This window comes from Myxococcales bacterium, assembly GCA_016712525.1.
GTDB lineage: Bacteria > Myxococcota_A > Polyangia > Polyangiales > Polyangiaceae > JAAFHV01.
On sequence record JADJQX010000007.1, the window covers coordinates 704095 to 723808 of the forward strand.

Annotated in this window: 18 protein-coding genes; 7 read left to right on the forward strand and 11 right to left on the reverse strand. The window is 69.1% G+C overall.

From position 1 onward, the window contains the following. Positions 1-164 precede the first annotated feature (164 nt). Together dnaE and IPK71_20145 are read left to right on the forward strand one after the other, a co-directional pair. Complete coding sequence (gene dnaE, locus IPK71_20140; protein MBK8216045.1) at positions 165-3755, forward strand: DNA polymerase III subunit alpha; 3591 nt, start codon at positions 165-167, stop codon at positions 3753-3755. A 17-nt stretch (positions 3756-3772) separates the two neighbouring features. After that, the gene (locus IPK71_20145) at positions 3773-4537 is read left to right on the forward strand and encodes a class I SAM-dependent methyltransferase (protein MBK8216046.1); all 765 of its coding nucleotides are present in this window, start codon (positions 3773-3775) and stop codon (positions 4535-4537) included. Here the strand turns inward: IPK71_20145 and IPK71_20150 are convergent. Beyond that, positions 4513-5454 carry a MoxR family ATPase gene (locus tag IPK71_20150; protein MBK8216047.1) on the reverse strand — a complete coding sequence of 314 codons (942 nt, stop codon included), beginning with the start codon at positions 5452-5454 and terminating at the stop codon, positions 4513-4515. The two genes, IPK71_20145 and IPK71_20150, sit on opposite strands and share 25 nt — an antisense overlap. Positions 5455-5561: 107 nt before the next feature. On the opposite strand from IPK71_20150, the gene IPK71_20155 reads away from it, so the two are divergent. Then, positions 5562-6800: a DUF4388 domain-containing protein gene (locus tag IPK71_20155; protein ID MBK8216048.1), complete on the forward strand. Its 1239-nt coding sequence runs from the start codon at positions 5562-5564 to the stop codon at positions 6798-6800. Here the strand turns inward: IPK71_20155 and IPK71_20160 are convergent. Further along, complete coding sequence (locus IPK71_20160; protein ID MBK8216049.1) at positions 6752-7549, reverse strand: crotonase/enoyl-CoA hydratase family protein; 798 nt, start codon at positions 7547-7549, stop codon at positions 6752-6754. The genes IPK71_20155 and IPK71_20160 overlap by 49 nt on opposite strands. Between IPK71_20160 and IPK71_20165 the strand changes: the two genes are divergently transcribed. Next, positions 7548-8375, forward strand: coding sequence for a hypothetical protein (locus tag IPK71_20165; GenBank protein MBK8216050.1), 828 nt, complete (start codon positions 7548-7550; stop codon positions 8373-8375). The two genes, IPK71_20160 and IPK71_20165, sit on opposite strands and share 2 nt — an antisense overlap. On the opposite strand, the gene rlmB is transcribed toward IPK71_20165, so the two are convergent. The 6 genes from rlmB to IPK71_20195 form a co-directional block, all read right to left on the reverse strand. Continuing rightward, a complete protein-coding gene (rlmB, locus tag IPK71_20170; protein ID MBK8216051.1) occupies positions 8351-9070 on the reverse strand; it encodes a 23S rRNA (guanosine(2251)-2'-O)-methyltransferase RlmB in 720 nt (239 codons plus the stop codon). The two genes, IPK71_20165 and rlmB, sit on opposite strands and share 25 nt — an antisense overlap. 140 nt (positions 9071-9210) lie before the next feature. Next, entirely contained in the window at positions 9211-9975 is a 765-nt protein-coding gene (locus IPK71_20175; GenBank protein ID MBK8216052.1) for a hypothetical protein, read from the reverse strand. Positions 9976-10184: 209 nt separating this feature from the next. Beyond that, positions 10185-10400 carry a biotin/lipoyl-binding carrier protein gene (locus IPK71_20180; protein MBK8216053.1) on the reverse strand — a complete coding sequence of 72 codons (216 nt, stop codon included), beginning with the start codon at positions 10398-10400 and terminating at the stop codon, positions 10185-10187. Between the two features lie 111 nt (positions 10401-10511). Continuing rightward, entirely contained in the window at positions 10512-10871 is a 360-nt protein-coding gene (locus tag IPK71_20185) for a hypothetical protein (protein MBK8216054.1), read from the reverse strand. A 96-nt stretch (positions 10872-10967) separates the two neighbouring features. Next, the gene (locus tag IPK71_20190) at positions 10968-11612 is read right to left on the reverse strand and encodes an NAD(P)-binding domain-containing protein (protein MBK8216055.1); all 645 of its coding nucleotides are present in this window, start codon (positions 11610-11612) and stop codon (positions 10968-10970) included. 33 nt (positions 11613-11645) lie between these two features. Beyond that, positions 11646-12020: a hypothetical protein gene (locus IPK71_20195; protein ID MBK8216056.1), complete on the reverse strand. Its 375-nt coding sequence runs from the start codon at positions 12018-12020 to the stop codon at positions 11646-11648. Between the two features lie 96 nt (positions 12021-12116). Between IPK71_20195 and IPK71_20200 the strand changes: the two genes are divergently transcribed. Beyond that, positions 12117-14282 carry a cyclic nucleotide-binding domain-containing protein gene (locus tag IPK71_20200; GenBank protein MBK8216057.1) on the forward strand — a complete coding sequence of 722 codons (2166 nt, stop codon included), beginning with the start codon at positions 12117-12119 and terminating at the stop codon, positions 14280-14282. 12 nt (positions 14283-14294) lie between these two features. Here IPK71_20200 and IPK71_20205 read toward each other — a convergent pair whose 3' ends face one another. Continuing rightward, the gene (locus tag IPK71_20205; protein ID MBK8216058.1) at positions 14295-15257 is read right to left on the reverse strand and encodes an NAD-dependent epimerase/dehydratase family protein; all 963 of its coding nucleotides are present in this window, start codon (positions 15255-15257) and stop codon (positions 14295-14297) included. Between the two features lie 2 nt (positions 15258-15259). After that, positions 15260-16612, reverse strand: coding sequence for a UDP-glucose/GDP-mannose dehydrogenase family protein (locus tag IPK71_20210; protein ID MBK8216059.1), 1353 nt, complete (start codon positions 16610-16612; stop codon positions 15260-15262). Between the two features lie 251 nt (positions 16613-16863). On the opposite strand from IPK71_20210, the gene IPK71_20215 reads away from it, so the two are divergent. Both IPK71_20215 and IPK71_20220 read left to right on the forward strand, forming a co-directional pair. Beyond that, the gene (locus IPK71_20215) at positions 16864-17631 is read left to right on the forward strand and encodes an SDR family oxidoreductase (protein ID MBK8216060.1); all 768 of its coding nucleotides are present in this window, start codon (positions 16864-16866) and stop codon (positions 17629-17631) included. Positions 17632-17742: 111 nt separating this feature from the next. Beyond that, positions 17743-19095: a hypothetical protein gene (locus IPK71_20220; protein MBK8216061.1), complete on the forward strand. Its 1353-nt coding sequence runs from the start codon at positions 17743-17745 to the stop codon at positions 19093-19095. A gap of 74 nt (positions 19096-19169) precedes the next feature. Here IPK71_20220 and grxD read toward each other — a convergent pair whose 3' ends face one another. After that, on the reverse strand, positions 19170-19490 hold the full coding sequence (gene grxD, locus IPK71_20225; GenBank protein ID MBK8216062.1) for a Grx4 family monothiol glutaredoxin: 321 nt from the start codon (positions 19488-19490) through the stop codon (positions 19170-19172). Positions 19491-19714: the final 224 nt, after the last annotated feature.

Here is a 19714-nt window from a genome sequence, read left to right on the forward strand (position 1 = left end):
CGTGGTGCGAATGAGACGCGCCCGGCCCCGCGCGGCGCTGCGACCGAGCGACCTCCGTCACACGATCCTCGGGGTTTCCCGGCCGTGCGCCCGTTGGCCTACCGCCCCGTCGGAAGGCTTGCTAGAGCCGTGCCCTCGCGCCTCTCGCCCCGAAGGTCTGCCCCATGTCCGAGTTCGTCCACCTGCACGTGCACACGCAGTATTCGATGCTCGACGGCGCGATCAAGGTGAAGAACCTCGTGAAGAAGGTCGCTTCCGCCGGCATGAGCGCGGTCGCGGTGACGGACCACGGCAACATGTTCGGGGCCATCTCGTTCTACAAGGCGGCCAAGGACGCGAACGTCCAGGCCATCTTGGGCTGCGAGCTCGAGATCGCGGCGCACGGGCACTCGCACCACCTGCCCATGCTCGCCGCGACGAACGACGGCTACAAGAACCTCACGTGGCTCGTGTCGCGCGGGCACGTCGCCCCCGATCCGTCGGGGCCCGCGGGCTCGCCCACGATCGCGTTCGAGGCGCTCGAGGGCCGCACGAAGGGCATCGTGGGCACGACGGGCTGCATGGGTGGTGTCATCGCGCAGGCCGTGCTCGAGCAGGGCGTCGAGGCCGGGTACCGCGCGCTCGGTCGACTCTCGGAGCTCTTCGAGAAGGGCTCGCTCTACGTCGAGCTTCAAGATCACGGCCTGCCCGAGCAGCCGATCTTGAACGGCATCCTCGTCGATCTCGCGAAGCGGATGGATCTCCCGCTCGTCGCCACGAACGACGTCCACTACGCCGCCAAAGACGACGCCGAGGCGCACCTCTACCTCTCGTGCATCAAGACGGGGCGGTCCTACCAAGACTCGAAGGACCGCCACCACGGCTCGAGCGAGATGTACCTGAAGAGCCCGGCCGAGATGGCGCAGCTCTTCTCGGCGCACCCCGAGGCCGTCAAGAACACGCTCGCGATCGCGGAGAAGTGCAAAGAGCTCAAGCTGAAGCTCGGCGTGCCGATGCTCCCGAAGTTCCCGATCCCCGAGGGCTTCGACGAAGAGGGCTACTTCCGCCACGTCGCCCGCGAGGGCCTCGAGCGGAGGTTCACCGAGTTCGAGCGGGTAGGGAAGAAGGTCGACCGCGAGGCCTACGTGAAGCGCCTCGACTGGGAGGCCGACGTCATCTGCAAGATGAAGTTCCCGGGGTACTTCCTCATCGTGTGGGACTTCATCCGGTACGGAAAAGAGAACGGGATCCCGGTCGGTCCGGGCCGTGGCTCCGGCGCAGGCTCCCTCGTCGCGTACGCGATGCGCATCACGGACCTCGATCCCATCCCGTACAACCTCCTCTTCGAGCGCTTCTTGAACCCCGAGCGCGTCTCCATGCCCGACTTCGACGTCGACTTCTGCATGGACCGGCGCGACCAGGTGATCGCCTACGTCCAGCGAAAATACGGCGAGGAGAGCGTGGGCCAGATCGCCACGTTCGCCGAGCTCAAGGCGAAGAGCGTCATCAAGGACGTGGCGCGCGGGCTCTCGATCCCGCCGATCGACGCGCAGGCGATCGCGAACCTCATCCCGCAGAAGAACCCCGCCGAGACGTACACGATCGCCGAGAGCCTCGAGCTCGAGCCCAAGCTGAAGGCACGGTTCGAGACCGAGCCGCTCACGCGCGAGCTGCTCACGCAGGCGCAGAAGCTCGAGGGCCTCACGCGCCACGCCGGCAAACACGCGGCCGGCATCGTCATCGCCGAGGGCGCGCTCTGGGATCACGTCCCCGTCTTCCGCGACGAGAAGAGCGGCGCCTACGTCACGCAGTACCACAAGGACGACGTCGAGCAGGCGGGGCTCGTCAAGTTCGACTTCCTCGGCCTGAAGACGCTCACCGTGGTCGACATCGCGGTGCGCCTCATCAACGCCCGGCCGGACGTGATCGCCGCCGGAAAACCCTTCGATATCGATACGATACCGATGGATGACAAGGCGACTTACCAGCTCCTCGGCTCGGGCGAGACCAAGGGCGTCTTCCAGCTCGAGTCGAGCGGCATGCAGCAGCTCTTCAAGGACCTGCGCGCCGACTGCTTCGAGGACATCGTCGCCGCCGTGGCGCTCTACCGCCCGGGCCCTCTCGGCACGGGCATGGTGAAGGACTTCGTCGACTGCAAGAACGGGCGCAAGGCCGTCTCCAAGATGCACCCGAAGGTCGACCACATCTTGGAGCCGACGTACGGCGTCATCGTCTACCAAGAGCAGGTCATGCAGATCGCGCAGGCGCTCGCGGGCTACTCGCTCGGCGGCGCCGACCTCCTCCGTCGCGCGATGGGCAAGAAGAAGCCCGAGGAGATGGCCAAGCAGAAGAGCATCTTCGTCGACGGCGCGAAGGCCCAAGAGGTGACCGAGGCCGACGCGGAGCACATCTTCGGCCTCCTCGAGTACTTCGCGGGCTACGGCTTCAACAAGAGCCACTCGGCCGCGTACGCGCTCATCACCTACCAGACCGCCTACCTCAAGGCGCACTACCCGGTGGAGCTCCTCTGCGGCATCCTCACGAGCGACAAGGAGCGCATCGACAAGGTCGTGCGCACCATCGCCGACGCGCGCGCCATGGGCGTGACGGTGCTCCCGCCCGACGTGAACGAGAGCGACATCGACTTCAAGGTCGTCTACACGCACCCCCAGGGTGGGCGCCGCGTGCGGCCGAGCGAGCGTGTGAAGGACCCATGCGGCCCGCAGATCCGCTTCGGGCTCGGCGCCGTGCGCGGTTTGGGGGGCGCGGCGCTCGAGGCGCTGCTCGAGGCGCGCGCGGCGGGCGGACCGTTCGCGGACCTCTTCGACTTCGGCTCGCGCGTCGACGCGAAGCGCATCAACAAAGGGGTGTTCGAGGCCCTCGTCCAGTGTGGCGCGTTCGACACCGTGCTCGCGAAGCAGACCGTGCACAGGGCCCGGGCGTTCGCCTCGATCGAGACGGCCCTCGAGCGGAGCCGCGCGGCCTCCCGCGATCGTGAGCGTGGCCAGACCAACATGTTCGGCCTGTTCGACGCGGGCTCGGGCGGCAAGGGGTCGTCGTCCCAGGGGGACTACGCCATGTGCGACGCCTGGGATCGGCGCGAGGCGCTCGTGCGCGAGCGCCAGTCGCTCGGGTTCTACGTGTCGGGTCACCCGCTCGAGCGCTACCTGCGCGGAGGAAACGCGCTCGCCAAACTCGAGTGCGTCCCGCTCTCGGAGCTCTCGGGCATGAAGGACTGGGCCGTCGTGAAGGTGGTCGGGATGGTCGAGGGGTACCGCGAGAAGATCCTCCGCGACGGCGGCGGCAAGATCGCGTTCTTCGAGCTCGAGGACCTGAGCGGCCGGGTCAACGTGAAGCTCCGCTCGAGCGCCATCGACACGTACGCGCACGTCATCACGTCCGGCGAGCCCATCGTGGTGAGCGGGAAGGTGAGCTTCCCTCGCAAGGACGACGACGCCCCCGACGACGACGACGCCCCGCGCGAGGCGACGCTCTTCTTCAACGAGGCCGTCCCCCTCTCGGACGTCGTCCGCAAAGATACGCGCCTCGTGCAGATCCGCGTGAAGGAGGGCCGCGCCGGAGAGCGTGAGCTCACGCGCATGGCCGACGTGCTCTCCGGATCCCCCGGAGATACGCCCGTCAGCGTGATCCTTCAGCTCCACGACGGGGCCGAGGCCGTCTTGGCGTGCGGAAAACGTTTCCGCGTCGAGGTCGGAGACACCGTGCTCTCCGGCCTCGAGCGCATCTTCGGCGAGCAGGTCGCCGAGCTCCGGTAGCCGAGACGAGGTCGAGCGTGAGCCATTTCGAGAAGAACCGGCGCATCTACGAAGAGGCCGGCGTCGCCGCCCACTACGCCCGCGCGGAGGGGCTCCAGCCCGCCGAAGAGGTCATCGCGCGCGAGCACGACGAAGAGCTCCGCGCCGCGTCCATGCTCGACGTCGGGGTAGGGGGAGGTCGCACTACGGCGTACTTCGGTCCGAAGGTTCGGGCGTACCTCGGCGTCGACTATTCCGAGGCCATGATCCGCGAGGTGAGGCGCAAGCACCCGGCCTTCGCCGACCGCCTCCACCACGCCGACGCCCGCCACCTCGACCACGCCGACGGCACCTTCGACTTCACCCTCTTTTCGTACAACGGCATCGACTACGTGGAGCACGGCGACCGCGTCGCCATCTTCGCCGAGCTACGGCGCGTGACCCGTCGCGGTGGCCTCTTCGTCTTCTCGACCCACAACCTGGCTCGTGACGACATGCCGTTCCGATGGGAGCGCTCCCACGGTCTCTTTGCGGCCGTCCTCGGCGCCGTCCGTCGCGCGCGGCTCCGCGCCACGAACCCCGAGCACGCTTCCTTCGCGAAGGCGCCCCACGCCATGGTGAACGACGGCTCGTTCGTGTTTCGCGCCGTGACGTACCACGTGCGCCTCGGAGAGCAGGTCAGGCAGCTCCACGAGGCGGGCTTCTCCGACGTCGTCGCCTACTCCGGTCGCACGGGCCGACGCGTCGATCTCGGCGGCGAGCCGGGGGATCCGTGGCTCTATTTCACCTGCCGCGGCGCCTGATCGGGCGAGGCCTCGAGCAGCTTGCCGAGCTTGGCCTCCGCGCGCTCGCGATCCTCCTCGTACTTGAGGAGGAGGCCGAGCGTCTCCTCGACGAGGTCGCGGTCGAGCGAGCTCTTTCCGAGCAGGACGAGCGCGCGCGCCCAGTCGATGCTCTCGGAGATCGAGGGCGCCTTTCGTAGCTCGAGCTTGCGGAGCTCCGAGACGAACCCGACGAGCCTCTCGGCGAGCGCTCGGCCGAGCCCCGGCACGCGTTTTTCGAGGATTTTTACCTCGCGGGACGGGCTCGGGTAGTCGAGGTAGGCGTGCACGCAGCGCCGGCGGAGGGCGTCGCTCATGTCGCGCGCGCCGTTCGTGGTGAGCACGACGAGCGGGGGGTGCTGCGCGCGGAACGTGCCGAGCTCGGGCACTGTGATCTGGTTTTCGGCCAGGACCTCGAGGAGGAGGGCTTCGAACTCGGGGTCGGCCCGGTCGACCTCGTCGACGAGGAGCACGACGGGCTCGGGAGAGCGCACGGCTGCCAAGAGGGGCCGCGCGACGAGGAACGCCTCGCCGTAGAACGCGCTCGCCTCGCCGGCGAGGCTCGTGACGGCGTCGCCGATGTTGGCTCCGGTCGGCACGCGCGCGCCCACGGCGTCCCGGAGGAGCTGCGTGTAGAGGAGCTGTTTGCCGTAGTCCCACTCGTAGAGGGCCTTGCCCTCGTCGAGCCCCTCGTAACATTGAAGGCGGAGGATGGGGCGCCCTAGGGCCCGCGCGAGGGCGTGGGCGAGCTCGGTCTTGCCGACCCCCGCCGGCCCCTCGCACAGAAGGGGCTTCCCGAGCGACAGGGCCAGAAAAGCGAGGAGGGACGTCCGGTCGTCGGCGACGTACGTCTCGGAGAGCCGCTCGGAGAGCGCCTCGGGGCTGTGGAGGGCGTGCATGGCGGTGCGTTCTCGGGGCAGCGTGCCGCCCGTGGGGCCGATGTGGGCGGGATTCGGTGTGAGCTATTTACGCTTCTTTGGCGCACCCTGGTAAAGTCGTCGTAGGCATGGACGAAAAGGACGCGCTCGTGCGGGTGGACGCGGCCGGCACGCTCCACCCGGTAGGGAAGGTGGCGAGCCAGGAGCTCCGTGCCCGTACCGGAGACTATGCTCTCCTACCGAGCCCCTCGAACGTCCTGCTTCTCAGGGCGGGCGAGGCGGTGGTGAAGCTCGCCGGCGAGATCCGGAAGCCGGGCGTCCTCTACGACGTGGTGGCGCTCCTCGCCCAGTCCCAGTGGAAGGGCGAGCTCTGCGTCCACGAAGAGGCCGGCGTCCGCCACATCTATTTCGACCGGGGCGCCATCGTCGGCGCCGTCACGAGCGTCGCCGAGGAGCGCCTCGGCGAGATCCTCTACCGCTTCGGCGTGCTCACGCGCGAGCAGCTCGACACGTTGCTCACGGCGTCGAGCCGCACCGGCAAGCGCTTCGGAGAGTCGGCCATCGAGCAGTCGTTCGTCGACGCGAGCACGCTCTACCCGATGATGGCGCGGCAGGTCGAAGAGGTCTTCTACGGGGCCCTCCAGGTGAAGCTCGGGAGCTTCTACTTCTTCGACCGCTTCGACGAAAAATCGATCCAGCACCGCCAGAGCCTCAACGCCTCGGCGCTGCTCATGGAGGGCGCGCGCCGGGTCGACGAGATGCGGTACTTCCGCGAGAAGATCCCGAACGACTCGTATATCCCCATGAAAGTACAGGGGAAAGTGCCTCCCGAAGAGCTCGCCGCCGTGTTCGAGCGGTGCGACGGGAAGGCCAGCGTGGCCGAGCTCGGGCGCCTCACCGGGCGGCTCGAGTTCGAGGTGACCCGGGACGTGTTCCAGCTCACGAACGGGGGCTACGTCACGCTCGCGGCGGCCAAGCCGCAAGGGGCCGAGGCGATCGTCGACGTGTACAACCCCGCGCTCCTCGCGATCCACGAGAGCGCCGATCACGCGGGCCGCGGCGCAGAGCTCCGCGACGGGCTCGGCAGGTTCGCGACGGGCGCCGGCGTGTACGATCCGCTCTTCATGGGCGCGGGCCCGGCCCAAGACGGCTCGCTCGCGGGCGACAGGCTCGCGCGGAACCTCGCCGCCCTCGCCGGGGACGACCCCGACACGTGGCTCGTGTCGCTCATGGACGACTACGTGAGCTTCGCGCTGTTCCAGGCCGAGTCGCTGCTCGGGCGTGAGCGGGCTCAGGCCCTCTCGGACACCGTGAAGCGTCAGCTCGAGCCCTTGCGAGGCGAGGGCGGCACCTCGAAGCTGCCGTGACGGCCAAGATGCCCCTCGGAGAACGCGGCGGCGAGGGCCAACGCGTCGCCCGCCTCGAGCGACCGTAGGCCGTGGCGGAGCTCGTTGTGGAGGGCCTCCGCGATGGGCAGGTCGTGCTGCTCGTGGAGGGAGAGCCGGTCGTTTCGCATGCAGGCCACGGGGAAGCTCGCGATCGTGGCGGCGAGCTCTTCGGCGTGGGCGCGCGCCTCGCCCTTCGGCACGACGCGGTTGGCGAGCCCCATCGCCAGGGCCTCTTGGGCGCGCACGGGCCTGCCCGTCAGCACGAGATCGAGCGCGCGCGAGAGCCCGATGAGCCGCGGGAGGCGCACGGTCCCCCCGTCGATCAGGGGCACGCCGAATCGCCTGCAAAATACACCGAAAACGGCGTCCTCGGCGCACACGCGCAGATCGCACAGGAGCGCGAGCTCGAGGCCCCCCGCCACGGCGTACCCCTCGATGGCCGCGATCGACGGCTTCGAGAGGAACATCCGGGTCGGGCCGAGCGGGCCGTCTCCGTCGTCGGCCACGCGGTTCGGCTCACCGGCCGCAACGGCCTTCAGATCGGCGCCCGCCGAGAACGTCCCGTGGCTCCCCGTCAAGACGAGGACGTGGGCCGAGGCGTCGCTCTCGAAGGCTCGGAACGCCTCCGCGAGGGCTTCGGCCGTGGCCCTGTCGATGGCGTTCTTGACGCCGGGACGTTCGATCACGATGGTGCGGACGGGGCCGCTGTTTTCGACGATCACGCTCATGACGCCCAACGAAGGTAGCATCGCCGGCGAAGAGGTCGCGCGCTTCGTCCTCGAAGAGGCCGAGCGGGCCTTCGGGGCTCGCGCGCTCGTGGGGCGCCGCCCGGACGTGTGGCCCGAAGGGCTCGACGCGACGGGGCTCTGTGCGGCGCGACGCCTCGCGACGGTGGGCGTGCGTGGGGTGTCGGAGGGCGCACGGCGCGCCGCGGTGGGGCTCGCCGTGGGGACCCACGTCTCCGAGGTGGCCCGCCGCACCTTCACGGCCCGCGAGGTGATCTCGCTGCAAGCGCGGGGACGCCGCTGCGTGTCGATGCTCTCCTCGGGCGAAGCCCTGGGCCCCTACTCGACGCCGCTCGCGTTCGTCGCCCACGACCTCGATCACCTCGCGCTCTACTTCGAGCCTCTCCATCATCGTGGACAGCTCGGCTTCTTCCGGCGCCTCGACCTCGCCCTCGAGGGCGGGCTCGGTGGCCTCCTTGCGGCCCACGACGCGCGCTTCGAGGATGATGTGCTCGCCGTCGGCGCCGACACGAACGGCTCGCCGGTGTTCGCGCTGGCTTCTCTCTTGATGAAGCTCAAGATGGCGGTCCGCCGTTCGCGCGGCAGGGAGACCGGCGAGGTCGTCACGAAGGGCCCGCTCGACGCCGCGGAGGAGCGCGCGTTCACGCCCGCGCTCGACGCGTTCTGCGCGGCCCTAGGTCTGCCCCCGTCGCTCGTGGGGGCGGCTCGCACGGTGGGCACGCGGCGCGCAGCCCCCGAAGCAGGCCGCGCGCTGCTCTCGTTCTTCGAGGCCGAGGCCTCCGATCAGGCCTCGCTCGGCCGCCGTTGACGCGTGACCTCGTAGAGAGCGATCGCCGCCGCGACCGACGCGTTGAGGGAGCCTATCGAGCGGCTCATGGGGAGCCTCGCGAGGCGCGTACACGCTTGTTTTACCGGCTTACGCAGCCCCTTACCCTCGGAGCCGACCACGATGGCGAGGGGACCGTGGAGCTCGAGGTCGGCGAGGGCGTGCTTCGCGTCCGCGTCGAGTCCGATCACCTCGACCCCGCGCTCTTTCAACGTCGCGAGCTCGGTCGGAAGCGCCGGCACGCGCACGAGCGTCGCGTGCTCGATGGCCCCCGCCGACGCTCGGAAGGTGGCCGCGCTGAGCGGCGCCGAGTGGTGCGCGGGCCACACGATGGCGCTTGCCGAAAAGGCAACCGCCGACCGCACGATCGCACCGAAATTTTGCGGATCTTCGAGCTCGTCGAGGCAGAGAAAGAGCGGCGCTCCCTCGAGGCCGATCGCGGCCGTGCTCGAGTGGACGACCAGGTCGGGCGCGAACGCCACGACGCCCTGATGACGCGCCCCCGAAGCGAGGCGCTCGAGCTCGGCTCGCGAGGCCCGCTCGACGGGAATGGCGTGATCGGTCGCGAAGCGGGCGACGGCATCCAGCGTGGGCGAGTCGCCGTGCTCGACGATCACGCGAAGCGTACGGCTTCCATGGGCCCGAATGACCTCGCGCACGGGCTGGAGCCCACACACGAGCCGCCCTTCCGGAGGAGGACCCTCGGGGGCCTTCGGCTTTCGAAACGGCGGAGCCGCGCGCCTCGTGCGAGGAAACGCGGCCCTCTCGTTGGCGTCTCCCGGCGCGCCGTCGCGGCGGGAGCGATCTCCAGGGTAGCTCACAGGCAGGAGCAGAGCGGATCGCCCGGCTGGCAGTTGCAGGGTTTGGCAGGCTTCGAGGCGCCACCACCGCCACCGACCGGCGGCTTGAACGACGACACCTGGCCGGCCTTCTTCTTCTGCTCTTCTTTCGCGGCGAGGAGCGCGGCCTCGGCGGCCTTCTTCTCGGCGTCCGTCTTGGCGTTGGCGACGGCGCCCTCGAGGCCCTTGACCGCCTCGTTCTGCGCTTCGAGGTCCTTCTGGGCCTTCTGGAGCTTGGCCTCGTACTCGGCCATTTCCACCTTGTGCGCCGCCTCGGCAGCCGCTTGCTTGTCGGACTGCGACTTCAGCGCGAAGCCACCACCGATGAGGCCGAGCAACGCGACCGCGCCGATGCCCGCCGCGATGTAGGTGATCTTCTTCTTGCCCTGGCTCTCTTTGATGGCCGTGAGCTGGCGCTCGTGCTCCTGCTGGGCCTGCATCGCCTGCATCCGGGCGACGTTCTCGGCCTCGACGCGCGCGCGCTCGACCTCGGCCTGACGCATCGCCTCGAGGCGCGCCTGCTCTTCGCGGGCCCGCTGCTCCTCGGCGCGCTTGCGGTTGTCCTCGTCGCGGAGGCGGGCCTCTTCGGCCTCACGCGCGCGGCGCTCGGCGTCGAGACGTGCCTGCATCTCGGCGTCGGCCTTCTTTTGCCGATCGTCCTCCTCCTGGCGAATACGATCCTCCTCCAGGTTCATGAGCTCTTTGAGGGAGAAGAGGACCGAGCTTTCTTTCTGTTCAGCCATGAGCAAACTCGCAGGGCTAGAGGACGACGGGCAGGACGGGAGCGGAGAGAGCCGCGCGGGGCTCGGAGCCGGGAGCCGTAGGGCCCCTCCGACTTACGGAAAAACGGTAGCGAAACTCGGGAGGGTCTGCAATCGCGCCGAGCGGCCCGGGCGGGTCTCTCGAACGATTCTCTCGAGACCCGCGCGAAGGTCGGATCCTTGGGCCGTGCTCAGGCGAGCACGACCAGCACGTCACCTTCGTTCACTGCCTGGCCCTCGGTGCAGGCGATCTTCTCGACCTTGCCGTCCGACGGGGCCTCGACGGGCATCTCCATCTTCATCGACTCGAGGATCACGAGCGTCTGCCCTTCGGAGACGGACTCTCCCTCCTTGACCTCGATTTTCCAGACGGTTCCGGTGATGTGCGCGCTGACCTGGGTTGCCATGGGCGCCGTACCCTACAGGGGAACCGCGCGCGAAGGTAGGCCTTTGAGGCCGTCCAGCGTGGGCGACTCCGGCGCGCCTCGAGTCCCGGATTCGCTAGAGGATTCGAGGGGTTACCCGCGACCGTCGGCCGCGTCTCCGGCGTCGCTCGCGTCGGGGGTTCCGGTCTCGGCGGCGTCCGCCGGCTCGGCGTCGGGGGGGGACGCGTCGACCTCCGCGTCGGTGTCGCCATCGTTCTCGGCGTCGGCCGCGGCGTCCTCGGCGGGCAGCGGAGGGGAGGGGGATGCCACCCGCTTGCACGTGCGCGCGGAGGCGGAGGTGGCGACGCACGAGAGCTCGGCCTGGCAATCGAGGATGCTCTCGCACGCGGCCCCCTCGCCGCCGAGCACCTTCTCTGCTTCGTCGCAGCCTACGGCGGTGGCCCCCGCGAGGAGGGCCGCGACGAGCGCGGGCACGATCACGGTTCGTTTCATGGTCCTACGATACCACAGCGCACCGCACGATTCGTACCCGAGCCCTCGCGCGCGTAAGAGGCCGCCGACGAACCCGTCAGCCTCTCTCCGACCCGCTCAGCGCGTCAGCACCTTGAAGGCGTGCGTCCACCGGTTCTGGCGGAAGCCCGAGATGCACCACAAGATGCAGAGCGGCTCGATCGCGCGAGCCGCGACGGCCGTCCCCATGTCCTCGGTGTCCCAGCCGAACGCGTCGAGGAGGGTCCGCACCTCGGCCTTCGCGGCCTCGTCGTTCCCGCACACGAACATCGACGGGCGCACGCCGCCGAAGTCGGGGTTCACCATTTGTGCATTTCCGACGCACGAGAACGCCTTCACGAAGCGGGCCGCGGGCGCTTGGGCCTGCAGGCGCTCCATGAGGGACTCGTTCGGCCCCGTGAAGAACGTGAGCACCCCGTCGACGGGAGGCGCGTCGGCGATGGGGTTCGTCGCGTCGAGCACGATCTTGCCGTCGAGCGCGGCGCCGGCGAGGGCGATCGCTTCTTGCGCCCCCGAGCCCTTCACGGCGAGCACCACCACGTCCGCGGCCGCCGCTTCGGCGAACGTCCCGACACGCGCATCCCCCGAGGCCTTCGATTTCCACCCCTCGAGCTTCGCCGGATCTCGCGAGCCGCGGATCACCGCGTGCCCGTGCTTCAAAAACCCGTTCGCCAACACTTCGCCCACCGTCCCCGAGCCCAGCACGCCGATCGACTTCTTCATGGCGGCGAGCGTACGCGAATTTCGGAGGCCGAGTCAGCCGGTTGCGGCGTCGGCGGCGTCGGGCACCGACGTGTCGGGTACCGACGTGTCCGGCCGCGAGGTGTCGATGGTCGCGTCGTTCGGGGCAGGCGGGGCGTCGGGGGCGGCGCCGTCCGCAGGGGGTGTGGCGTCTCCGCCGCCGTCGCGCGCATTCGGGGGCACGGGGTTCGTCACACCCGAGAGATCGCTCTCGCACGTGCGGGTCCCGTCGGGTTTGCCGAGGCACACGAGACCAGGTTGGCAGTCGGTCGCGAGCGCGCACTCGCCGCCCGCCGGCACGAGCTCGGCCGTCTTGCACGCACACACGGCCGAAGCGACGAAGGCGAGGCTCGCGAGCGCGGCGGCCACACGGTGCGAGGTCTTACGCATGCCCGGAGTCTATCGGATCTCGCGGGCTTGGCACGGAAAGGTGCGCGTTCGCGAATTCGCCCCCAGGCGCTACACGATTTCGCATATCGTTTGGGAGTGAGCCCGAAGGACGAGTGGTTCGTGCTTCCGCGCGGTGGCACGTACGTGCCCACGTCCGCGGGCGCCGTGCAGGTGGGGATCCCCCCGGAGACCATCAAAGACGTGATGGCGCAGAAGCTCGCCTTGCCCGAGCTCTACGTCGTGCCACGCAAGCTCTTCGACCAGAAGCGCGGCCTCTCCGTGGCCGAGTTCGAATTTCCTGCATACTACAGCTTTTTCTTGCTGAAGCGGAAAGCCCGGCTCCTCGTCGAGTCGCGCGAGGTCGAAGGGCGCATCCGCGCCATCTTCCAGGAGACCCTCTTCGGCCCCGTGGGGGTGCCCGACGAGTCCGAGTTCGCCTCCGGGATCCCCGCCGACGCTCGGCCCGACTTTCACGGAGAAGCCGAATACTTCCGCAATGTTCCGGGTAGAGGCAGGCTCGAGGTCGACGACCTCGTCGAGTTCCTCCACTTCGGCCCCGACGGGCTCGCGCGCTTCGGGGAAAGTGTCACGATCGAGCGCAGCGCGCGCACGTACGTCGTGCGCGACGGGGGCGAGATCGTGGCCGAGGTCCCCGCCGAGGTGGAGCTCCCCCCGCGCGCGCACTCGACGGTCGAGTCGGCGATAGGCCAGTTTCAGCCCCCCGAGTTCGGAGTCACGGTGCTCGGCGCGAGCCACGGGTTCGACCCCTCGGGCAAGACGACCGGGTTCTTGCTCTGGATGGGCGGGCGCGCGCTCGTGGTCGATCCTCCGACCGACGCGACCGAGTACCTGCGGGCGAGGGGCGTCGCCCCGAAGACGATCGACGGGGTCATCCTCACGCATTGCCACGCCGACCACGACGCGGGCACCTTCCAGAAGATCCTCGAGGAGACGAAGGTGAGCGTCTACACGACGCCCCACGTGCTCGCCTCGTTCCTTCGAAAATACTCGGCGCTTTCGGGCTTCTCCGAGGAGGTGCTGCGACGCACGTTCGTCTTCCATCCCGTCCGCATCGGGGCGCCGGTGCACGTCCGTGGCGGAGAGCTCTGGTTCCGGTACACGCTTCACTCGATCCCCGCGCTCGGCGTCGAGGCCTTCTACGGCGGCAAGAGCGTCGCCATCTCGGGAGACACGCTCTACGACCCGACGCGCGTGCACGAGATGTTCGAGAAGGGCGTGCTCGGGCGGCAGCGCTTCCGCGATCTCTACTCCTTCCGCGGCCACCACAACCTCATCTTGCACGAGGCCGGGATCCCGCCACTCCACACTCCTGCGACCGCGCTCGCCGAGCTTCCGCCCGAGGTGAAACGGCGGCTCTTCCTCGTGCACATCGCCGAGAAGGACGTGCCTCGCGACGTGGGCCTTCGCCCCGCCAAGGTCGGCCTCGAGCACACGCTCCGCGTCGACGTGGCCGCGCCCGAGCACGGTGAGGCCATCGCCTTGCTCGACGCGGTGGCGATGGTCGACTTCCTCCGCGATCTGCCGCTCTCACGGGCACGCCAGCTCCTCCAAGTGGCGCGCCGGCTCGTCCTCCCCGCGGGCGAGCGGATCGTCAAACAAGGGACGCGCGGCGACGCCTTCTACATCGTCGTCAACGGCCACGTCGACGTCGTGAGGGACGGGCAGAAGCTCAAGGCCTACCAAGCCGGAGACTACTTCGGGGAGCGCGCGCTCATCCTCGACGAGCCCCGGATGGCCGACGTCGTCGCGAGCACCGACGTGGATCTCATCGTCATCGATCGGGACGACTTTCTGCCCCTCCTCCGCGGCAGTGAGATGCTGAAGCGGCTCGAGAGGCTCGTGCGTGTGCGCGACGTGGGCGCGTGGGAGCTCATCGCGCAGAACACCGTCCTCTCCGGGCTCACGAGCAGCCAGAAGACCCAACTCCAGAGCGCCCTCGATCCCATCGAGGCGAAGCGCGGGACCGTGCTCTGGCAGCGCGGCGTCGCGCCCGAGCGGGCCTACCTCGTGGTCGAAGGCGAGGTGCGCCTCGAGACCCCGGGCTCCGATCCCGTCGTCTTGCGGCACGCGGCGTTCGTCGGGGAGGTCGACGCCATGCGCCGAGGTGGGGCCGCCGCGGGCTCGGCCGTCGCGGCGACCGACGTGAAGCTCTTCGCGATCGAGAGCGCCGAGGTCCGCCGCTTCTTCGACGACAACCCCGGGCTTTTCCTCACGTTCCTCGGGACCCGCTTCGCGGAGTGACCCGCGCCGAGGTCAGCCCTCGCGCCCGCGGAGCCACGCGAACACCGTGGCGAGCCCGTCGGCGAGCGTGATGCGCGGTGCCCAGCCGAGCTCGTCCCGCGCGCGCGAGATGTCCGCGAAGGTGGCGTCGACGTCTCCGAGGGGGCGCGCTTCGTGAACGAGGCTCGCCCGCGCGCCCGAGGCCGTCTCGAGCGCCGTCACGAGCGTCGTCAGCGTCACGGGAGCTCCGGAGCCGAGGTTAAAGGCCCGAAATCCCTTGGAAGTACGAGCATTTGCGGCAAGTACACCGCGCACGATGTCGTCGACGTGGGTGAAGTCCCGGCGCATGGAGCCGTCCCCGAAGAGGGGGATCGTGTCGCCCGCGAGCAACGCTCGCGCGAACTTCGTGATGGCCATCTCCGGGCGCTGCCTCGGCCCGTAGACGGTGAAGAAGCGGAGGGCGTTGAACGTCAGCTCCGGCATCTTGTGGCTGCACGCGAGCGCCACGAGCTCCATCGCGCGTTTGCTCGCGGCGTACGGGGAGGCGGGCTCGACGCACGCGGCCTCTTCGCGAGCCGGGAGGGGAGTGTCGTTCCCGTAGACCGACGAGCTCGACGCCGCCGAGACGCGGACGATGCCCCGCGCGTGGGCCGCCTCGAGCACGTTCGCCGTACCCTCGACGTTGACGGCGACGTAGCGGGCGGGGTCGGCGAAGCTCGGACGAACGCCGGCGAGCCCCGCGAGGTGCACGATGGCCTCTGCTCCTTCGAGGGCGGCGTCGACCGTCGCTCGCGAGGTGACGGTGCCCTCGTGGATCGTGACCTTTTCGCCGAAGGCGGACGCGAGGTCTCGTGCATTCTCGCGCTTCTGCGCCTCCGGATACGGAGCGTCGCTGAAGTCGTCGAGCACGAGCACGTCGTCTCCGCGCGCGAGGAGGGCGCGCGACACGTGGTACCCGATGAAGCCAACGCCTCCTGTGACGACGACGCGGCCCATGGTCAGCGGTGCGACGGGCGGTCGGCGGTGCGCACGGGGCTGTGCGACACGCCGACCCCTTGGTAACGGAGGCCCGCTCGCGCGACCTCGTGGGGGCGCCAGATGTTGCGCGCGTCGACGAGCACCGGCGGCGCGTCGGGTGTGCCCTGGGCCATGCGGCGCTTCACCTCTTTGAAGTTCGGTGCGCGGTAGCTCCGCCACTCGGTGAGCAGGACGAGCGCGTGCGCGCCGTCGAGCGCGTCGTAGTCGCTGTCCTTCACGGTGACGCGGTCGCCCATGGCGGCGAGGAAGTTCGCGTTGCCCTCGGGATCGTGCCCGACCACGTTGGCGCCTTCGGCGAGGAGCACGTTGGCGAGCTTCACCGAGGGCGACTCGCGCACGTCGTCGGTCTCGGGTTTGAACGACAGACCCCAGAGGGCGATGGTCTTGCCTTTGAAGGTGCCGAGCACGCGGCGGACGAGGCCCGCGATGAACGCGGCCTGCTCTTCGTTCGCGAGGTGGGTGGCCTCGGCGAGACGCATCGGGACCCCGTTGGCCTTGCCGAGCGCGGCGAGGGCCTGCACGTCCTTCGGGAAACACGACCCGCCGTAGCCGGGCCCCGCGTAGAGGTACTTCTTCCCGATGCGGGCGTCGGTGCCCACCCCGAGCCGCACGGCGTGCACGTCGGCGCCCGTCGCATGGCAGAGCCGGGACAGCTCGTTCATGAACGACACGCGCATCGCGAGCATGGCGTTCGATGCATACTTCACGAGCTCGCTCGACCGGGGGTCGGTGACGACCACCCGCTCCCCCGAGAGCTGGAGGGGCGCGTAGAGATCGCGGAGGATCTGCCGGGCGTTCTCGCTCCTCGCGCCGAGCACGATGCGGTCGGGCTTGAAGAAGTCGGCGACCGCGTCGCCCTCTTTGAGAAACTCGGGGTTCGACACGACCTCGAGGTCGGCGTGGGCGTTCGCCACGTGACCTTGGAGGGCGTCGCAGGTGCCCACGGGCACGGTGCTCTTCACCACGACGAGGGCCGCGCGTTTGGCAAGCTTCGCGATCGTGTCGGCGGCGGCGAACACGGCGCTCACGTCGGCCGCACCGTCGGGCCGCGAAGGGGTGCCCACGGCGATGAAGTACGCGTCGGCCTCGTCGAACGGGGCGCGGACCTCGGTGGCGAACGCGAGGCGCTTCGAGCGCTGATTTCGGCGCACGAGGTCGGCGAGCCTCGGCTCGTAGATCGGAATCCGACCCTGCTCGAGCATGGCGACACGCTCGGGGTCGATGTCCACCAAGAGGACCTCGTGACCGAGGTCGCTCAAGCCGGTGCCCGTGACGAGACCCACGTACCCCGCCCCGAAAACGACCAAACGCATGATGGGAGCGCTGCTTAGCGCACAACGCGGCGGTTTTCACCGTGAAACGCCCGAAAGTACGTCCCCCGTGAGGCGCGTCACTCCGTGATGAGGTGATAAGTCTCGGCCGGCCCACGTACGCACGCTTGCGCGGGCTCGACGGCGCGCCGCCTCGGATCTTGATGCCATCTCCGAGGCGCTGCACTAGGTTCCGCTCGAACGTGTTCGGCCGGGCCCGAGGGGCGCGGCCTCTACCGAGGAGAAGGCTCTCTATGAAGCTCGAAGATCTCAAGGTCATCGTCACCGGCGGCGCTCAGGGTATGGGGCGCACGTTCGCGCTCGCGCTCGTCGAGGCCGGGGCGAGCGTGGTCATCTGCGACGTGAACGAAGCGGGCCTCACCGAGACGAAAGAGGCGGCCGCCGGTAAGCGCGGCAAGCTCTTCGCCAAGAAGACCAACGTGGCGGACGAAGCCGAGAACGCGGCCCTCGTCGAGTTCGCGTTCAAGGAGATGGGCGGCCTCAACGGCCTCATCAACAACGCGGGCATCCTCCGTGACGGCCTCCTCGTGCGCAAAGACAAGGAGACCGGCGCCATCAAGAAGCTCTCGAAAGAGCAGTGGGACGCGGTCATCGGCGTGAACCTCACGGGGGCGACGCTCCTCACGCGCGACTTCGTGGCCAAGATGGTCGAGACCGGCACGAAGCCCGGCGTCATCGTCAACATGTCGAGCGTCGCGCGCCACGGCAACCGTGGCCAGTCGAACTACACGGCGGCCAAGGCCGCCCTCGCCGCGAACACCGTCACCTGGGCGCGCGAGTTCGCGCCCTACGGCATCCGGGTCGGCGCGGTCGCCCCGGGCATGGTCGAGACCCCGATGACGCAGGGCATGAACCAGAAGGCCCGCGACGCGCTGGTCGCCGCGATCCCCGTGGGCCGCATCGGCGTCCCCGAGGATCTCTGGCTCGCCGTGAAGTTCGTGCTCGAGTGCGACTACTTCAACGGCCGCACGATCGACGTGGACGGCGGCCTGTCGATGTGAGGGTACGTACGGCGAGGTAGGGGCTACATCGGCCTTATTTGGCGTCGTTCTCGGCACTTCGGCGGGGCAATCTTGTTGCGCGCGCGGAGGCTCGGGGTAGAACGCGTCTCGATGAAGTCCCTCCTCTCCGTAGCTTCGATCGGCGCCGCGGCCCTGCTCGCCGGCGCCGTCGTGTTCGCGTGTGGGTCCGATGGTCGCCAGGTGTTCGACGACGACGGCGGGGGTGGCGGAATCCTCCCGACCGGGGACGCGTCGGGCACCTTCGACCCGACGGACGCGGGGAACGAGGCGGGCAAACCGGTGGCTGCGGGCTATTTGCTCGGCAAGGTCACCGCGCCCGAGGGCACCGTGCCCATCAGCCAAGCGCTCGTCTACCTCACGGATCGTGTGCCGGACCCGATCCCCGAGAAGGCCTACTGCGACACGTGCGTGAAGCTCACGGCGCTCGAGGGCTACGGCTACACCAAGCCTGACGGCTCGTTCGAGGTCCCCGCCTACAAGACGGGCAAGCAGTACATCGTCGTGCAGAAGGGCCAGTTCCGTCGCGTGCGCGAGATCAACGTGCTCGCCGGAGACCAACGCGTCGACGTGAACGTCACGCGCCTCCCCTCGAAGAACGACGCGGCCGCGGGCGACACCATCCCCAAGATCGCCATGGTCGTGGGCGGCGCCGACCGCATCGACGAGACCATGAAGAAGCTCGGGATCGAGGAGTTTTACCGCTACGGCGACACGCCTCCGGGCTTCCCCATCCCGCTCCCGAGCGGCCCCGGCATCAAGACGGGCAAGAGCGCGAACGACCTCATGGGGTCGGCCGGCGAGCTGTCGGCGAACCACATCGTCCTGCTCCCGTGCGCGTCCTTCGGGTACACCCGTAACGAGACGAGCGGCGGCTTCACCTGCGGTGGCCCCACCTCCGGCCAGAAGACGGCGCTCAAGTCGTACGTCGACGGCGGAGGCAAGCTCTACGTGACCGACTTCTCCTACGAGGCCGTGCGCCAGACCTGGCCGGGCTTCATCACCTGGTTCGACGCAGGAATGCGCCCGCTCCCCGACAACAGCACGGGGCTCGGCACGGCCTGCCGCGGCGGCGCCGAGGACACACCCGGCGTCATCGGAGATCAGGGCCTCAAAGACTGGATGACCGCGATCGGCAACGGCAACGTCACCCTCGAGGCGAGCTGGTCGCGTATCCAGAAGGTGACCCCGCAGCCGGGCGTCGACCCGACGGGAAAGCCCATCACCATCACGCCGAAGGTGTGGATGTCGTCCCAGGTGGGGGGCCAGACGTACCCGGCCACGGTGAGCTTCGAGCAAAAGTGCGGGCGCGTGCTCATGAGCTCGTACCACTGCGAGGGGGACTCGGGCTCGGGCCTCATCGCGCAGGAAAAGGCCCTCCTCTACATCCTGCTCGAGGTCGGCGTGTGCGTGGGCGATCTGCCGCCGCCGCCGCCGCCTCGCTGAGCCTTCCCCGATCACCGGGCCACGAGCAAACCGCCGCGGGAGAGCCCTCGCGGCGGTTCGTCGTTTCGGCGTGACTAGCTCGCGGTTTTGTACGGGGCGAGCTCCTTGGCGAGCTCTCCGGAGGCGTGCATCTCCGTCACGATGTCGCACCCGCCGAGGAACTTCCCACCCACGTAGAGCTGCGGGATCGTGGGCCAGTTCGAGAACTCCTTGATGCCTTGGCGGATGACCGGGTCGGCGAGCACGTTGACGGTCTCGAACGGCACGCCCTCGCGCTTGAGCACGTCGACGACCCGGCTCGAGAAGCCGCACTGAGGAAACGATTTCGAGCCCTTCATGAACAGAAGGACCTTGTGCTGGGCGATGAGGCTCGCGATGTGCGCTTGAACGTCCATGGGAGGGGATGTGCCCTCGCGCGCTCCGGGAAGCAAGGCCCACGAGCGGCCCGCGAGGGGGTCGATGTCCCTGGCTCCGGCGCCGCGCCACCTGCGAGCAGCACAGCGTGTCGCCGGCGAGGTCCCGCGCCCCCGCCGCCCCCCGCGGCGCGAAAAATGCGTCGGAACCCCTGGAAACTCGTTGCGAAATGGCCAAAGGTCGCGCATTCCATGAAAGTGACAGG

What these genes read in the sequence shown, in the direction of transcription:
- dnaE (MBK8216045.1), top strand. Translation starts at nt 165, where the DNA reads ATGTCCGAGTTCGTCCACCTGCACGTGCACACGCAGTATTCGATGCTC.
- IPK71_20150 (MBK8216047.1), bottom strand. Translation starts at nt 5,454, where the DNA reads ATGCACGCCCTCCACAGCCCCGAGGCGCTCTCCGAGCGGCTCTCCGAG.
- IPK71_20155 (MBK8216048.1), top strand. Translation starts at nt 5,562, where the DNA reads ATGGACGAAAAGGACGCGCTCGTGCGGGTGGACGCGGCCGGCACGCTC.
- IPK71_20165 (MBK8216050.1), top strand. Translation starts at nt 7,548, where the DNA reads ATGACGCCCAACGAAGGTAGCATCGCCGGCGAAGAGGTCGCGCGCTTC.
- IPK71_20160 (MBK8216049.1), bottom strand. Translation starts at nt 7,549, where the DNA reads ATGAGCGTGATCGTCGAAAACAGCGGCCCCGTCCGCACCATCGTGATC.
- IPK71_20175 (MBK8216052.1), bottom strand. Translation starts at nt 9,975, where the DNA reads ATGGCTGAACAGAAAGAAAGCTCGGTCCTCTTCTCCCTCAAAGAGCTC.
- IPK71_20180 (MBK8216053.1), bottom strand. Translation starts at nt 10,400, where the DNA reads ATGGCAACCCAGGTCAGCGCGCACATCACCGGAACCGTCTGGAAAATC.
- IPK71_20185 (MBK8216054.1), bottom strand. Translation starts at nt 10,871, where the DNA reads ATGAAACGAACCGTGATCGTGCCCGCGCTCGTCGCGGCCCTCCTCGCG.
- IPK71_20190 (MBK8216055.1), bottom strand. Translation starts at nt 11,612, where the DNA reads ATGAAGAAGTCGATCGGCGTGCTGGGCTCGGGGACGGTGGGCGAAGTG.
- IPK71_20195 (MBK8216056.1), bottom strand. Translation starts at nt 12,020, where the DNA reads ATGCGTAAGACCTCGCACCGTGTGGCCGCCGCGCTCGCGAGCCTCGCC.
- IPK71_20205 (MBK8216058.1), bottom strand. Translation starts at nt 15,257, where the DNA reads ATGGGCCGCGTCGTCGTCACAGGAGGCGTTGGCTTCATCGGGTACCAC.
- IPK71_20210 (MBK8216059.1), bottom strand. Translation starts at nt 16,612, where the DNA reads ATGCGTTTGGTCGTTTTCGGGGCGGGGTACGTGGGTCTCGTCACGGGC.
- IPK71_20215 (MBK8216060.1), top strand. Translation starts at nt 16,864, where the DNA reads ATGAAGCTCGAAGATCTCAAGGTCATCGTCACCGGCGGCGCTCAGGGT.
- IPK71_20220 (MBK8216061.1), top strand. Translation starts at nt 17,743, where the DNA reads ATGAAGTCCCTCCTCTCCGTAGCTTCGATCGGCGCCGCGGCCCTGCTC.
- grxD (MBK8216062.1), bottom strand. Translation starts at nt 19,490, where the DNA reads ATGGACGTTCAAGCGCACATCGCGAGCCTCATCGCCCAGCACAAGGTC.